The organism is Hungatella sp. SL.1.14 (assembly GCF_024460495.1).
Lineage (GTDB): Bacteria > Bacillota > Clostridia > Lachnospirales > Lachnospiraceae > Hungatella > Hungatella hathewayi.
Genome location: NZ_JANFYJ010000032.1, coordinates 52,243 through 67,558 on the forward strand (window position 1 = coordinate 52,243; position 15,316 = coordinate 67,558).

9 protein-coding genes are annotated in these 15,316 nt (G+C 50.4%); 3 read left to right on the forward strand and 6 right to left on the reverse strand.

Features of this window, described 5'->3' with window-relative positions:
• Positions 1 to 211: 211 nt before the first annotated feature.
• Entirely contained in the window at positions 212 to 1,741 is a 1,530-nt protein-coding gene (locus NE473_RS26110; protein ID WP_055651362.1) for a DUF4127 family protein, read from the reverse strand.
• 329 nt (positions 1,742 to 2,070) lie between these two features.
• Between NE473_RS26110 and NE473_RS26115 the strand changes: the two genes are divergently transcribed.
• Positions 2,071 to 3,216, forward strand: coding sequence for a GNAT family N-acetyltransferase (locus NE473_RS26115; protein WP_055651361.1), 1,146 nt, complete (start codon positions 2,071 to 2,073; stop codon positions 3,214 to 3,216).
• Positions 3,217 to 3,228: 12 nt separating this feature from the next.
• The gene (locus tag NE473_RS26120) at positions 3,229 to 5,157 is read left to right on the forward strand and encodes a family 20 glycosylhydrolase (protein ID WP_022031283.1); all 1,929 of its coding nucleotides are present in this window, start codon (positions 3,229 to 3,231) and stop codon (positions 5,155 to 5,157) included.
• 92 nt (positions 5,158 to 5,249) lie between these two features.
• Here NE473_RS26120 and NE473_RS26125 read toward each other — a convergent pair whose 3' ends face one another.
• The 4 genes from NE473_RS26125 to NE473_RS26140 all read right to left on the reverse strand — a co-directional run bounded on the left by NE473_RS26125 (position 5,250) and on the right by NE473_RS26140 (position 13,354).
• Positions 5,250 to 8,054: an ATP-binding protein gene (locus NE473_RS26125; RefSeq protein ID WP_055651360.1), complete on the reverse strand. Its 2,805-nt coding sequence runs from the start codon at positions 8,052 to 8,054 to the stop codon at positions 5,250 to 5,252.
• A gap of 164 nt (positions 8,055 to 8,218) precedes the next feature.
• Entirely contained in the window at positions 8,219 to 9,145 is a 927-nt protein-coding gene (locus tag NE473_RS26130) for a mechanosensitive ion channel family protein (protein WP_006771009.1), read from the reverse strand.
• 65 nt (positions 9,146 to 9,210) lie between these two features.
• The gene (glgB, locus tag NE473_RS26135) at positions 9,211 to 11,949 is read right to left on the reverse strand and encodes a 1,4-alpha-glucan branching protein GlgB (protein WP_055651359.1); all 2,739 of its coding nucleotides are present in this window, start codon (positions 11,947 to 11,949) and stop codon (positions 9,211 to 9,213) included.
• Positions 11,950 to 12,214: 265 nt separating this feature from the next.
• On the reverse strand, positions 12,215 to 13,354 hold the full coding sequence (locus NE473_RS26140) for a DUF3810 domain-containing protein (protein WP_256265433.1): 1,140 nt from the start codon (positions 13,352 to 13,354) through the stop codon (positions 12,215 to 12,217).
• A 193-nt stretch (positions 13,355 to 13,547) separates the two neighbouring features.
• Between NE473_RS26140 and lepB the strand changes: the two genes are divergently transcribed.
• On the forward strand, positions 13,548 to 14,114 hold the full coding sequence (gene lepB, locus NE473_RS26145) for a signal peptidase I (RefSeq protein ID WP_022031287.1): 567 nt from the start codon (positions 13,548 to 13,550) through the stop codon (positions 14,112 to 14,114).
• A gap of 125 nt (positions 14,115 to 14,239) precedes the next feature.
• On the opposite strand, the gene NE473_RS26150 is transcribed toward lepB, so the two are convergent.
• Positions 14,240 to 15,103 (reverse strand): NAD(P)-dependent oxidoreductase, encoded by an 864-nt coding sequence (locus NE473_RS26150; RefSeq protein WP_055652276.1) that lies wholly within the window; start codon positions 15,101 to 15,103, stop codon positions 14,240 to 14,242.
• Positions 15,104 to 15,316: the final 213 nt, after the last annotated feature.

A 15,316-nucleotide genomic window follows, 5' to 3' on the forward strand; every position in this document is an offset into this window, starting at 1 on the left:
GTAATCAAAAGACTTTCGTGCGTCTGATGATTGCGCTTCGGATTGCTACAGTAATTTATAGTTACCAGCTATCCTCTGACTTCTGTTCGACTATACATAAATATTTTATCATGGGAGATAAGCAAATACATCGATAATTATGGCACCTTTTTAAACTGGAAAAAACATATTGCAACGGTTCAGGCAGCAATGTCACAACATATTTTCTTAATTATCGATAAAGACTAATCTCTACCTCAAACATCCGATTCCACGGCATCCTCAGTTCAAACCGGTATGGTTCCTTCGGAAAATACTTCGCCTGGAACTCTTCCAGCCTCTTCTTCACAATCTCCCGGACCACAGGCTCCTTATCCCTTAAGTCAAGACGGTTCAGCTCCGGATCGATATCCGTCAGATGATCGGTAACGTCTCTGCGTACCTCCGCCATATACCCCCAGTCCTCCAGATACCGGAAGAACAGGAATTCTTCAGAAGCCTCACGCGCTTCTCCAGTTAAGCGTCCCAGCCTCTCCGCCGCGTTCCACGCGCAAAGATGGGACAGTACCGTTCCAAGGGTATTGGATGAGGTATTCCAGCCGCCGTAGGCGGCCAGCTCTTTCAGCATATCCTGTTCGTATAAAAACTGCATCAGCGCCCGGTCAGCCCCATTGGGAATGGCGCAGTCGGCAACGCCTGCCGCCAGCCCTCTCGTCCGGTATTTCCTGATTCTTGCCAGAAAAGCAGACAGATTCCTCTCACTCTCCAGGATAATATCGTCAGTAAGGATTTCTTTTTCCAGCTTTAAACTGAATGGTGTCGGCGGGTTGACCGCCAGCACAAAGTCTGCTTCGGCCGAGGTCTCCGCCTCGCTGCAGCCTGCCGCCAGCAAATGGGACAGAACCGTCTCGCCGATGCTTCGGTCCTCATAGGAAGGAATCTGTGTCTTTCCCCGCAGGGAAGAGTAATCCACATAAACGGCAGGTGTCAGTCCGCTCTGCCCGTTAATCGCCCTGGCAAGCAGTGTACAGCCGATCTCGTCCGCTCCCGGATACATGGCTATGCGGGAAAGCAGGTTTTTCTTCGCCATAACAGAGCTGAGTTTTTTCCGCTCAGAGGGAGCATAACCGTACTCCCGGCAGTCATCCAGAGGAATTATCATATAGTCGATGACGCCCTCCTCCACCAGTTCGATGGTTCGAATATGGTTATGATAATTTACGCGGCGGCGTTCCAAAAAATCATTTAGATACTCCTCCGGTACTTCCCGGCAGATCGTCTCCAGTTCTTCCAGTTCCTCGGGTGTGGCCGCATTTACCGACTCCTTATCCCGGATTACTCCGTAACGGAAAATACGGTATCCGTAATCCTCATAATAATCCGGTTCTTCCCCGCTGCCATCTCTGGCCGGAGCCCTGGTAATCAGCTGAAAACCATATATCTGAATATCCGGCTCCAGCCCCCTGATCTCCTTTAAGCGTTCCAGCCGTTCCTCACAGACCGCCTCCGGCAGATGATGAAGTCTCGATGGTACAATGCCTCCGTATAACAGCATATCCATGGATACCACGAGATGGGAGGCCCCCTTTACCTGTCCTTTTGTCCATTCCCATACAGCTTCCACATCGGCCTCTTTTTTAAAATCTCCCAGAATTTCCTTCGGAGGTATCCTTAAGTCCAGTCCGCTCATCCGCCCGATATAATCAGGATACAGATAGTTGCAGGGCCGTTCATCCAAAGGAACAAATACAATCTTTGACATATTGCTTCCCCTTTTCATACTTTTTTTAATATTTTTCTTTATCGTACACGTTTCTTTCCTATCTGTCAATATAGTCAATATGCCGTATTTACTCACCTTATATTATGGAACTTTCCTAATATTTTTGATTTTTTTACTTTTATATTGTGTTGCTTCCCAAATTGTGCTAACATGGATGGTATCTAAATTTTAATCTGTTTTTATGCTTTTTTCATACTTTTAGGAATATTTTTCTTTTGGTGCTGCATAACAGCAGCTGTCAGGCCGCCGTGCCATTGCGTGGCTGCAGATGCTCAGAATGTGTTTGAAACAGAAAGGAGATTTGTCTCATGACCGTCTATTGCAAGGGCCAGCCGGGAGAACTTCCGGAGATTCTGGACTTCATCAATATGGTATTCAGCATGCACCGGGTCCCTCATAACTTCCGGACCCTCTTACCCAAACTTTACGGAACGGACCGCCAGACCGAATGGTGCCACTATCTGGCTAAAGAAGACGGCCAGATACGCGCTGTCGTCTGCGTCCTTCCCATTACCCTGGAGCACAGCGGCCATACCATTACCTGTGCCACCGTGGGCAGCGTCTCGGTTCATCCTTACAGCCGGGGGAAAGGCTATATGAAGCAGCTGATGGCCATGGCCGCTGACGATATGGAACGCCAGGGGATTACCTTAGGCATTCTGGATGGAAGGCGTCACCGCTATCAGTATTACGGCTATGAACCCGGCGGTCATTATCTGGAATACCGATTCATCTCTGATAATTTCCGTCACTGCGCGTCCCGCTATCCTGATATTCCGATCACGCTGCAGCCGGTAACCGCCGGGGATACCGCTCTGATTGAGAAGCTGAGCCGCATGTATGCTTTGCTGCCGGTACATACCGTCAGGTCGGAGCAAGATTTCTTCCCGGTCTGCACCAGCTGGGGCAGCGGGCTGTACGCAGTAGAATGCGAAGGCACCGCAGCCGGTTACCTCTGCGGTACTAAGGACCATATTTACGAACTGGTTCTGACGGATGAAGCAATGCTGTTCTCCGCCCTGAAGGCATGGAGCACACTCCACGGCTGTGACGCCTTTACGCTTGCAGTCCCTTCCTATGACACAGAACGAATCCGCGGTATATCCGGTTTCTATGAACGTTTTTCGGTACGGGAAGAAGATAATTACCGAATATTCAACTACAGTGACGCAATCCGGTTCTTCCTTTCCATCAAATCGGAGTCAGAACCTTTAACCGACGGCCGCCTCGTTCTGCAAATCGGCGGCAGATCCGCACTGGCTGTCACAGTATCCCACGGCGAAATTACGGTATCGCCGTGCGGGGATACACCGGATCTCTGCATGAGCGATGTAGAAGCGGTAGATCTTCTGTTCTCTCCGGCTTCCTTTTATGGCAGAGAACCGTCTTCCCCGCTTTATTCCGTCAACTGGTTCCCGCTGCCGCTGTCAGTCTCACATCTTGATAAATGTTAGGAGGTATATAAGATGTACCGAATTTTCCCTGCACCAAAACAATGCACGTTTCAGCAGAATACCATTTCCGGCATCAGATATGGCGCCGTGACCACCGCACCTGAGATCGAAGCCTCCTGCCGGGACGCCGGTTTCGACCCCGCCGCCCTTCTCGCAGAAGCTTTTCCCGGCGGCTACTCGCCGGACGGGATCACATTGGCTGCGGAATACGTTACCTGTTCTCCGGAAAGCTTTCATATATGCATCAGTTCCGATGGAATACGGATCACCTGCCAGGATGGCGCCGGTTACTTCTATGCACTGGGCGTACTGGTCCAGCTGGCTGCGCAGGCAGACGGTGTTCTTCCCTGTGCAGAGATTGCGGATGAACCGTCCCTTTCCGTCCGAGGGATCATGCTCGATATCGGCCGTGACAAAATCCCTTCCATGGAGACGCTTAAAGGACTGATTGACTTATTTGCTTCCATGAGAATCAACCATCTTCAGTTGTATATGGAAGGATTCAGTTTTGATTACGAGGATTTTCACTATCTTTTTACCAACGAGACACCGGTGACGCCGGAGGAATTCCGGGAACTTTCCCAGTATGCCAGAGCTCATTTTATCGATCTCGTACCCAACCAAAACGTCCTGGGCCACATGGAAAAATGGTTGGAAAAACCGCAGTTTCGCAGTCTTGCAGAATGTGAGGACGGGTATATCTTTGAAAATCTCTTCTGGCGGCCGCCGATGACCCTGGATGTCCGCGACAGCCGAAGCTTCGAACTGGCGGAAACGCTTTTAGGCACGCTGATGGATGCCTCCTCCTCCGGCTGTATCAATGTCAACATGGATGAACCGTTTGAGCTGGGGATGGGAAAGAATAAGCAGGCCGCCGAAAAGGAAGGCCGCCTGAACCTGTACTTTGAATATGTGGAAAAGCTGCACGCTTACTGCGCCTCCCGCGGAAAAAGAATGCTCATGTGGGGCGATGAGATCCTGCACCACCCGGACTGCGTATCCCGTTTTCCAAAGGATGCCATCCTGCTGGACTGGATCTACGAGGGCGATGCTCATTTTGAAGACCATGCCAGACTGATGCAGAAGACCGGTTTAAATTACTGTCTCTGCCCCGGAACCAGTTCCTGGGGATCCCTGACCGGGCGCTCTGACAATATGGCAAAAAACATCCGGGACGCCGCTTCCTGTGCCATCCGATATGGCGGTCTCGGAATTATCACCACCGATTGGGGCGATTTAGGCCACTGGCAGTACTTAAGCGCCAGCTACCCCGGATTCGCCTATACGGCCGCCTGTTCCTGGAGCGGACCCGAAAGCGATTCTGATTTAACGGCCTGGTTCTGCAACCGTTTCATCTATGAAAGCCCCGCAGAAAACGCCTTCCAGACTGCCTGGGACCTTGGCAACTACTACCACTTAGAGCATGCGCCGCTGTACAACACCACGCTGGCATTCGCAGTCATGTCCAGCAAATACACTTATGAATCCATTGAGGAATTCGATGCGAAGATGGAGCGGCTCCTGACTCTTTCCGCCAACATTGCAAAAACGAACTCCATTCCTCCCCGGGAACCTGCGATCTGTATCGACTTTGCCGCCATGAAGGAATATCTGGACCAGGTGGAAAAGGAGGTCTCGGAAGCAGCCCTGGCCTGTGCCGACGGCGAGCTGATCCGCCGGGAGATGGAAAACGGTCTCCGTATGGTACGCCATGGGATTCATCTGTATTACACCATGACCGTGCTCAGAGATGACCCCGGGGCCTTCTCCCGTGAAATGGCGGTTCTGTTCGATGATCTGGACGATATTCTGAAGGTTCACTATACTCTCTGGTCCGCCAGAAACCGCAGCGGCGGTTTCCAGAGAAGCACTGCCCACATGAATCATCTGCTGTTTTTCTACAGAAAAATGCAGAAAGCAAACGAGCAGGCCGCCACATAGGCAAATGCGTTTACGCTTAAAGCCTCTTGTCCACTAAAAAACCAGTTTTGGAATTCACCATTCCAAAACTGGTTTTTTAAGCTGCCATTTCATCATTCCGTATCGATACCAAGAAGTCTGCAGAGCTGCCGGTAAAGATGTTCTACATCCAGCGGTTTCCCCTCAAAGCCATTCATTCCGGCTTCCATAGCCGCATCCACATCCTCTTTGAACACATTTGCAGTCATCGCCACTATCGGGATAACGGCGGCATCCGGTCGGTCCATGGCCCGTATCGCCCGGGCAGCTTCCAGCCCGTTCATCTCCGGCATCTGGATATCCATAAGGATCGCCTGAAACTCTCCCGGCGCACTGGCCGCAAATCGTTCTGCCGCCAGTCTGCCGTTTTCACTCCGGCTCACCTGCGCTCCCTTTAACTCCAGAAGCTGTATGGCGATCTCTGCATTTAAATCGTTGTCTTCGGCCAGCAGGATTCTGACTCCTTCTAACAGATTGTCATCTGTCACCATCGGGTTCCCGTCCTCACATTCCTCGGAAAGGCTGTCCAAAGGCAGCGTAAGTGTAAAATAGAACTCACTGCCGTGCCCCGGTTCACTCTTCACACGCAGTTCGCCGCCCATCAGCTGTACAATGCTGCGGCTGATGGGCAGCCCAAGACCGGTCCCCTGGCTCCTGGAGTAGTTTGTCCCCATCTGTTCAAAGGTATCGAAGATACGCTTCTGATCCTCAGGAGCAATCCCCACTCCGGTATCTGTCACACGAAAATCGAAGTCCGCGCTCCCATTGACGCCCGTTTTTTCGGTCACACGCAGAGTCACGGTACCGCCTTCCGGGGTGAATTTAAATGCATTGGACAGCAGATTCATCAAAACCTGTCTCAGGCGTATGGAATCACCGGTTACTCTGCTGTGATCAACGTCTGCCTCCATCTCACAGATCAGCCCGCGTTTCCCTGCCTCCGTCTCCATCATCGTTCGAAGCTCTCCCAACAGCTCCTCCAGCGAAAACGGTTCGCTGGCCGTTTCCAGCATCCCGCTGTCCAGGCGGCTCATATCCAGAATATCGTTGATCAGATCCAGCAGATAATGGGAAGAGGCACGAAGTTTGACAAGCATTTCACGGACATTTTCCGGTACCCCTTCAGTCATACCGGCCAGCTCCGCCAGACCTACCACGGCATTCATAGGCGTCCTGAGCTCATGACTCATGCGGGAAAGAAACGCTCCCTTTGCCCGGTTCTCCGCTTCAGCCTTCTCTAAGCTGCTCTGCATAACCGCCGATTTTACACGCATACGGTTAAACCACAGGACTGAAGTAACCAGGATCAGAAGGAGGGTTGTTAAAACTCCAATAAACATAAAAGGATTTGCATAAATAAGTTCGGTAAGGGAGAGCTGTCCCGATCCCACGGAGATCAGATTCTGGTCCATCAGTTCATTTCTTCTGTCACTCGATATACTGTTGACTGCCTTATTGATAATCGTAAGCAGCTCCGGATCAGCCGGCTTCGCCAGTGCAAAGCTGACATCCATACGATCATTGACAAGAGTTACAGGGACTACATTGGTAAAATGATTTTTTTGAATTTCGTATTCCATGTAGGAAGCCAAACCATAAACAAAGTCAATCTCACCGCGATTCACCGCCTCTAAAGCGTCACTGGCGTTATGAAAGAACTCCACCCTGTCCGCCCGGATTGTTCCCGGCAGTCCTCTCCCCTCGATCACCGCCCCCACAAGTCCATCCCCCGGAAAGCTGGACGCCTTGCTGCGCACGACAATACTGTTCATACTGGCATATGGCGCCGTAAGCACCATTCCCTTCTGCATGGAATCAGACACATCTCCCAGATAAAAGCCCAGAAGATCCGCCGCGCCCTGCCGTACCAGCTCCATGGCATTCATATAGGAATCCGCAGAAATAAACCGAAACTCCAGTCCGGTAAATTCGGCCATCTCCTTTAGAATATCGTGCACCAACCCATCATGTATATCGTTGGGGTTTTCACAGGCCAGAGGATGAAAATTACGCGGCATCGCCACAGTCACACTGCCCTTCTGCCGGATATACTCCTGCTCCTCCTCATTCAGCCGGATACGTACATTGGAGGCGTTTAAAAAATTAGCATTGTACCGCTCTGCCGCAAAATTGGGATTAGAATCTGCGATTCTGGCCATCGCCATATTCAGGCCATCCAAAACCTCCTGATTTCCCACATTGGTAACAATGTAATACGGCTGCGAATCATAAGAAACCACCACCCGGATTCCCGGACTCTGTTCACTGCTGTTTCCCAGCAGAAGATCGACCTCCCCCCGTTCCAGGCAGGGATAGAGATTCCCATTCGTCAGATCCTCATATGCATAATATTTCAGTGTACAGTCCAGAGCATTCATGGACAAAAATTCTTTTAACCGGCGGATGTTCTCCGTTGCCCGTTCATAAACCCCTATGGTCTTACCATTTAAGGACTTCAGATTGTAGCTCTGTATGGAGTCGTCGTCTTCACGCGCTAAAATAACCGCCTTACTGTTTCCGATGCTGTAGTCCGGATAACCATAATACGCTTCCAGGCCAGGCATATAATAGTTGCCGCCCATCAGCTCATATTCTCCATCCGCAAACTCCTCGAGCATGGTTTCCGCTGTAGTATCAATGTATTCATACTCCCAGCCGGTGTATTTCGCTATCTCATTCAGGTAATCCACCACAAGCCCATGGCGTGTTCCATCCGGGTCCTTTTCTGTAATCCCTTCAATTTCGCAAAAAGCTACGCGAAGCACACGCGGCTGGCTTTCCGCAGCCACAGGTGTGACAGATATGGCTGATATCATAATGATTATCAGGCTGAAAACAGCCCATATCCCGAACCTATTCATAAACCGTGTTCGCTTCATCTTCCGTACTCCTTTGCCTGCATTTTTATCCGGACCGAGTCCGTGTTTCTTCCTGCTGCTGCAAAACCATTCCGGAGCAGCTGCAAAAAGAGGCACCGTCCGCCGGTCCTTTACCGTCTGAACAGCGCCCCTCAGCAGCTTGATCCGGCAGCGGCCGGACTGCTTTAAACGTCCTGTTTCTCCGTATTCCCGTCTCTGATATGCACGTCAAGCTGATTGTACGGAATCTCGATTCCAGCTTCATCAAATGCAAGCTTAATCTGTTCCATCATATTCCACCTTGTAGACCAGTAGTCCTCCGTGGCGACCCAGCCACGACCGCCAATCGTAACGGAGCTTGCCCCTAATTCATCGACAAATACATCGATGGATTCCTCTTTCAGGACAGCGGGATGGGTGACATATATCTCTTCCATAATCTGTTTTGCCCGTTTTAAATCCGAGCCGTATCCAATGCCGATTTTAATATCGATACGCCGCTTATCCATGGCCGTCACATTAGTCAGAGGAGAATTGGACAGTGTCCCGTTAGGGATTACAACCTGTTTGTTGTCCACGGTATTCAGGACCGTATAGACAAGACCGATGGTGTACACCGTCCCCTCTCCGTCTTTGGAGACAATATAGTCTCCCACCCGAAACGGTTTCATCATAAGAATCAGTACTCCGCCGGCAAAATTCGCCAGGCTGCCCTGAACAGCAAGACCCACGGCAATACTGGCCGATCCCAGAAGTGCTACAATGGAGGCTGAATTGACACCGATCTGCCCGGCAATGATAAAGCCCAGAAGGCAGTACATGGTGGCATTCAGTACAGAAAGCAGAAACTTTCTTAAACTGATCTCCATGTCCATCCTTGTAAAAGAACGGTTCAGCATACGATAAATCATCTTAATAATTCTGGAACCAACAGCAAATATTGCAATTGCGATCAGCAGTTTGATACCAAATGCAATCAGTCCCGGGACCCAGCCCTTCATAGTCTCCAGCATTACATTGGGCTTCAGTTGTTCTAAGTTCTGCTGAACTTCCTGCTGCAGGGCCGCCAGAGTTTCATCCGGCAGGCCCGCGGTGGAATCGCCTGTGATCATATTTTTATATCTCTCCAATCAAATCAGTTCATTCAAAAATTATCCGGTCAGCTCAGTTCCCGCATCTAAGATCTCTCATCCTTTGGTCCCCTGTCAGCTTTTTTCTGAGGCTCCGTTTTCTTGTCCTCGATCTTTTTTGCCTCCGGTTTCTTGTCAGCTATTTTCTGAGTTTCGGGCTTCTTGTCCTCGATCTTTTTAGCCTCTGGTTTCTTGTCGGCTATTTTCTGAGTTTCGGGCTTCTTGTCCTCGATCTTTTTTGCTTCCGGTTTCTTGTCGGCTATTTTCTGAGTTTCGGGCTTCTTGTCCTCGATCTTTTTAGCCTCTGGTTTCTTGTCGGCTATTTTCTGAGTTTCCGGTTTCTTGTCTTCGATCTTTTTCGCTTCCGGTTTTTTGTCGGCTATTTTCTGAGGCTCCGGTTTCTTGTCCGCGCTCTTCTCTGTCTCATTTTTTTTGCCGGCTGTGCTCTGAAGCCCGGCCTTTTTGACCTCTGTTTTTTTCTCCGCAGCCTTCAAAGCCTTCGTCTTTCCGGCTGTTTTTGCTGCCGCTGGCTTTGCAGCTTTTTTATCTTCTGCCGGTGTGCAGGTGAAGATCATCACAGAGAGCGGCGCCACCGTGATCTCAATAGAATCCGGTCTCGCATCCTTCTCCGCCTTTTTCGAGCTCTTCACGCGCGGATTGGTACGGCCTTTGCCGCCGTATAGTTCCGCATCACTGTTGGATATCTCTTTATATTTTCCCGCAAACGGCACGCCCACCCGGAATTTCTCGTGCAGGACCGTATCGAAATTGCAGACAATCAGAAGGGTTTCTTCCTTCTTTTTCGTCTTTCTCAGGAATACAACGATGCTTTCCTCCGAATCCGTACAGTTTACCCACTCAAATCCCTCTGGTTCGTAGTCCATCTGGTGAAGCGCAGGATAGTTTACATAAAGTTCATTCAAGGACTTCACATACTCCTGCATCTGCTTATGGAGGGGTTGTTCCACAATTCCCCAATCCAGCTCTGCATTCTCATTCCACTCATGGATCTGTGCAAATTCCTGCCCCATAAACAGCAGTTTCTTGCCCGGATGCCCCATCATAAAACCGTATGCGGCGCGCAGGTTCGCCGCCTTTATCTCCAGCTCCTCTCCCGGCATCTTGCCGATCATGGAGCCCTTTCCATGGACCACTTCATCGTGCGAGAATACCAGAATGAAATCTTCGCTGTATGCATAAAGCATGCTGAAGGTCAGTTCACCGTAATGGTGCTTTCTGAAATAAGGATCACACTGCATATATCCCGTAAAATCATTCATCCAGCCCATATTCCATTTATAATCGAAGCCAAGGGCGCCTTCCTTGATATCGCCTGTAATCTCAGGCCATGCGGTCGATTCCTCGGCAATCAGGACGGCTCCGTTCGTTCTCGCCTTAAACACGGAATTTAAGTGTTTTAAGAATTCCACGGCCTCCAGATTCTCATGGCCGCCGTAGATATTAGGAATCCACTCGCCCGGATTCTTTCCATAATCCAGATACAGCATGGAAGCCACGGCATCCATGCGGATTCCATCCGCGTGGTACTTATCCGCCCAGAACAGGGCGTTGGCAATCAGGAAATTGGAAACTCCCGGACGGCCGTAATTATAGATCAGAGTCCCCCAATGGGGATGGGCGCCCTGTCTTGGATCTTTATGCTCATATACGCATGTCCCGTCAAAATTAGCCAGCCCAAAGCTGTCTCTCGGGAAGTGGGCCGGAACCCAGTCGAGAATCACGCCGATCCCCTGTCCGTGCATATAATCCATGAAATACATAAAATCATCCGGCGTACCGTACCGGCTGGTGGGTGCGTAATACCCGGTCACCTGATAGCCCCAGGACGCGTCCAGCGGATGCTCCATAACCGGAAGCAGCTCCACATGGGTATATCCCATCATCTTTACATACTCTGCCAGCCTTACCGCAATCTCACGGTAGTTATAAAACTCGGAACCAACGATATCATTCCCGTTCTCATCCCGCTCTGTCTCTTTCCTGATCCACGATCCGAGATGAATCTCATAGATAGACATGGCCTGATTTTTAGAATCCGTCTTCGCACGCTGTTCCATCCACGCGCCATCCTGCCACTCGTAACGGTCCGTATCCCATACGACAGAAGCCGTGTTAGGACGCAGCTCACAGAAATTACCGTACGGATCCGCTTTTAGCTGGGGATCTCCGTGACTGTTCTTAATCTCATACTTATAGATCAGTCCGGAAGCCAGTCCCGGAATAAACAGTTCAAAAATTCCGGAGTCGCCCAGACGTCTCATCTGGTGGCGTCTTCCGTCCCATAAATTAAAATCTCCAACCACGCTGACGCGCATGGCACAGGGCGCCCACACAGAGAAATACACACCGGCCACACCGTTGATATTGGCCGGATGCGCGCCCATCTTCTCATAGATCGTATAATGTACGCCCGCTTCGAACTTTTTCAAATCCGACTCCGTATATAACGGTGAAAATGCATACGGATCGTGAAGTTCTTCTGTCGTGCCGTTATCGTAAACCACAAGCAGGGTGTACTCCGGAATATTTTTTCTCGGAATCAGTGCGGAGAAAAAGCCCGCCTCATCTGCCAGTTCCATCGGGAATTCCTTCCCCGAGGAGGCCAGTCTGACCGTCACCATGACCGCCGTCGGTATGAATGCGGAAATCAACAGCCCGTCGTCTGTAACATGCGGTCCCAGCAGCTTGTGGGGGTCCGCCGCCTCTGAATATACGATCTCCTCAATCCCGGCCCAATCCATCAAATCATACAACTTTTTGTCCATACAATATCCTCCTGGTCCCTGTTTATTCCCGCGAGCAACGTACCGGACGGACGCGAATGCCGCTCCTCCGGTGACTGCCGCGAGGGCCGGAAAACCGCCGCTCACGGCGCTGCAGTTTGAAAGCCCCGTTGACTGCGGCGGGGTCTGTAACTGAGTCTATTTTAGCATTCATATGCGTATTTTACAATAGAATCCCACAGCACTTTCCGTATTTTTCCGACAAAAAGCCTGACTCCTCCATCATTTTCTGCCGTTTTCCCGTCTGTCAATCTGCCTGTTTTCTGGCATAAGCCAGCATCAGGTCGACGACGCGGCCGTAACTCTTTACTCCGTCTGTCTGGCTGTTTATTTTTAAATACGTATCATTCAGCTGATTGGAGACCTCTGCCGCCTTCCCGTCATATCTTGCCCAAAATTCATTATTTTCTCTCAAATCCGCCCAGGCCCGTTCATCCAGAACGCCGCACAGCTCCAGATACGCCTCCATATCCGTCTTTGCCAGTGCATTGGTGGCATACACCCAGCCGGTCAGGTATCCGCTGTAGCGGTAGGATGGGGAATCAGAACCGATACAGGCCAGATAGCCGATAAAATTTGCTTCATCCTCCCTCATAAATCCCCGCAGATGGGACAGCTCATGGCAGATTGTGTGCGGAATATTATAATCCGGCATCTCCCGGTTATAATTTGCCTCTACAGTAAACGGCGAATACTGGCCGCAGAGCTGCTGAACGGAAAAGAAATACGACCATGCAAGCGGCTTCGGTCCCGGATAGTAGCCGGCGAGCTGTGGATACTGTTCTCCCAGCCGTCTCATGGCCGCCACACCTTCCCGGTTCGCGTCTTTCAATTCCATAGCTGCCCCCACACCGTCTTCACAGTATTGATTGACCGTCTCAGTCAGCGCGGTACAGAGATTGATCAGTTCTTCCTTCGAAGAATTCCTCACTTCCAGATTGGAATAACTGGAAAACGGTTTTCTATAATAATTGACACCACAATTACAGGTAAACAGGAAAAAGATACCCGTCAAAAAAAGCAGCGCCCGCACAAGCACCATCCGAATCCTTTTCAAATGAACGGCCGTGTACCAGACTGCGGCTGCAGTCAACAGATACGCGGCCGCCTCCACTACGGAAAAGGGAACACTCCCGGATACTCTTCCCAGCGTTCCCACAATAACTGGGTAAACGGTTACCGCATACCATTCTCCAAATCCCGGCACGAGACGGGCCAGGAGCTGAAGAAGCAGCGACACGGCAAACAGAATGCCGGAAGCCAGAAGAAGCCGGCCTTCCGTCCCCTTCCTCCTGCCCCGGAGGTTCTTCCCCTGTTCTTCACTTCCGAATTCCGCCGAAGCCCCCTCCTTATTCTTATGAGCGTTTTTCCATATTTTCTCTCCCATACGCCTTCCCCCCGAAGTATTTCGCCATGCCCCGCACAGCAAATGATTTAAAATAACGGTACCATATTTTTATGGACATTCCGTGGAATGTTTGTGAATATTTTCTTACCATTTAGGAAAACCCCTTGCGGAATCCGGAAAACTCATTTAAACTCTCTTATGGACAAAATAATGGATAGAAAAGAAGGTCTTTATGAACAGGGAAGATAACAGACTGGAGAAAAATGAGGCATTTGACTGGAAAGCCGAAATCATAAGCTGGATTAAAATCATTGCGGCGGCAGCCGTCATTGCCTTTGTTTTAAACAACTTCATCATCGCAAACAGCAAGGTTCCAAGTGGTTCCATGGAAAATACGATCATGACCGGAGACCGCGTCATCGGTTCCAGGCTGTCATACAAATTCGGCGATCCAAAACGCGGCGACATCGTTATCTTTCATTTTCCGGATGACCCCACCGGTACCATTTACTATGTAAAGCGGATCATCGGTCTGCCCGGAGACACTGTTGATATCATCGATGGAAAGGTCTATTTAAACGGATCCCGTACGCCTCTCGACGAACCTTACATTCGGGAGCCCATGGACCCGGAACTTCCCGCCCGCTTCGAGGTGCCGGAAGATTCCTACTTTATGATGGGCGATAACCGAAATTTCTCCGCCGACGCCAGACGATGGGAGAACAAATACGTAAAACGCGATAAAATCATTGCGAAGGTGCTGTTCCGGTATTATCCCGGAATCGGAAAGATCGAATAAACAGGAAACGGTCCTGCCCGGAGCACTTCCGATATCGAGGGAGCACTTCTCCATGATATCAAAAATGCGGAAATCCGCCGTCTATTCACGGCAGATCTCCGCATTTTTGATTCCCGGTACCGGGTTTACCACTGATAATACTGAACCAGAGCCTGGGTTCCCAGACTTCCTTTCCCCTGTGCCTCCATATCCTCATACATGGAAAGCACGTATTCCAGCACGCCCAGATGGACGCCTGCGTCCTCCGCTTCCTCAGATGCAAGCTTCATATCCTTAATGAAATGCCGGATAAAAAAGCCCGGATCAAAGTCTCCTGCCAGAATACGGGGGGCCACCGTTTTAAGCTGTGCGCTGCCTGCCGCTCCGGTGCCAATCGAATCCACCATCTGCGCCGCATCAAGGCCCACCGCCTTCGCATAGACCATGGCCTCACATACGCCGGAGATTGCACCGGCTATGGCAATCTGATTGCACATCTTGGTATGCTGGCCGTTTCCGGCTTTTCCTTCGTATTTGATATTCTTTCCCATGGCCTCAAAGAGCGGCATGCAGGCGGTAAAGTCCGCTTCATCTCCACCGGCCAGAATCGTCAGCGTTCCCTCTCTGGCCCCCGTATCTCCGCCGGTTACCGGTGCGTCGAGAGCCTTTAATCCCGCCTTTTTGGCATCCTCGTATATCCTGACCGCCAGCTTCGGACTCGTGGTTGTCATATCGATCAGAACGGTATCCGGATCCGCACTGGCGATGATTCCGTTTTCCCCGAAATAAACCTCTTCCACATCCTTCGGATATCCCACGATGGTAATCACAGCGTCACGTCCGGCGGCACAGGTCTTTACATCTTTGCACCAGACGGCTCCCTCCGCGATCACCTCCTCAGCTTTTTCCCTGGTCCTCGTGTAAACCGCCACCTCAAAACCAGCCTTCATCAGATTACGCACCATGGATTTTCCCATGATTCCAATTCCGATAAATCCCACCTTTTTCATGTGTCCATATCCTCCTTCTCGTGTTGTCCATCTTCTATTCCGATTTTAACACGAGCCATGTCTGTTGTAAATTCCGGATTTTCAGTTCGGGTCTTTGACACCCTAATCATAGAAAATTAGCCACTAAGCCGCTACTGGCTTATATTTTTTTGTCAAATATTTTGTTTTAATATATAGCCTTTTTTAGCTTTTTGTGGTAAAATAGGGATGGGG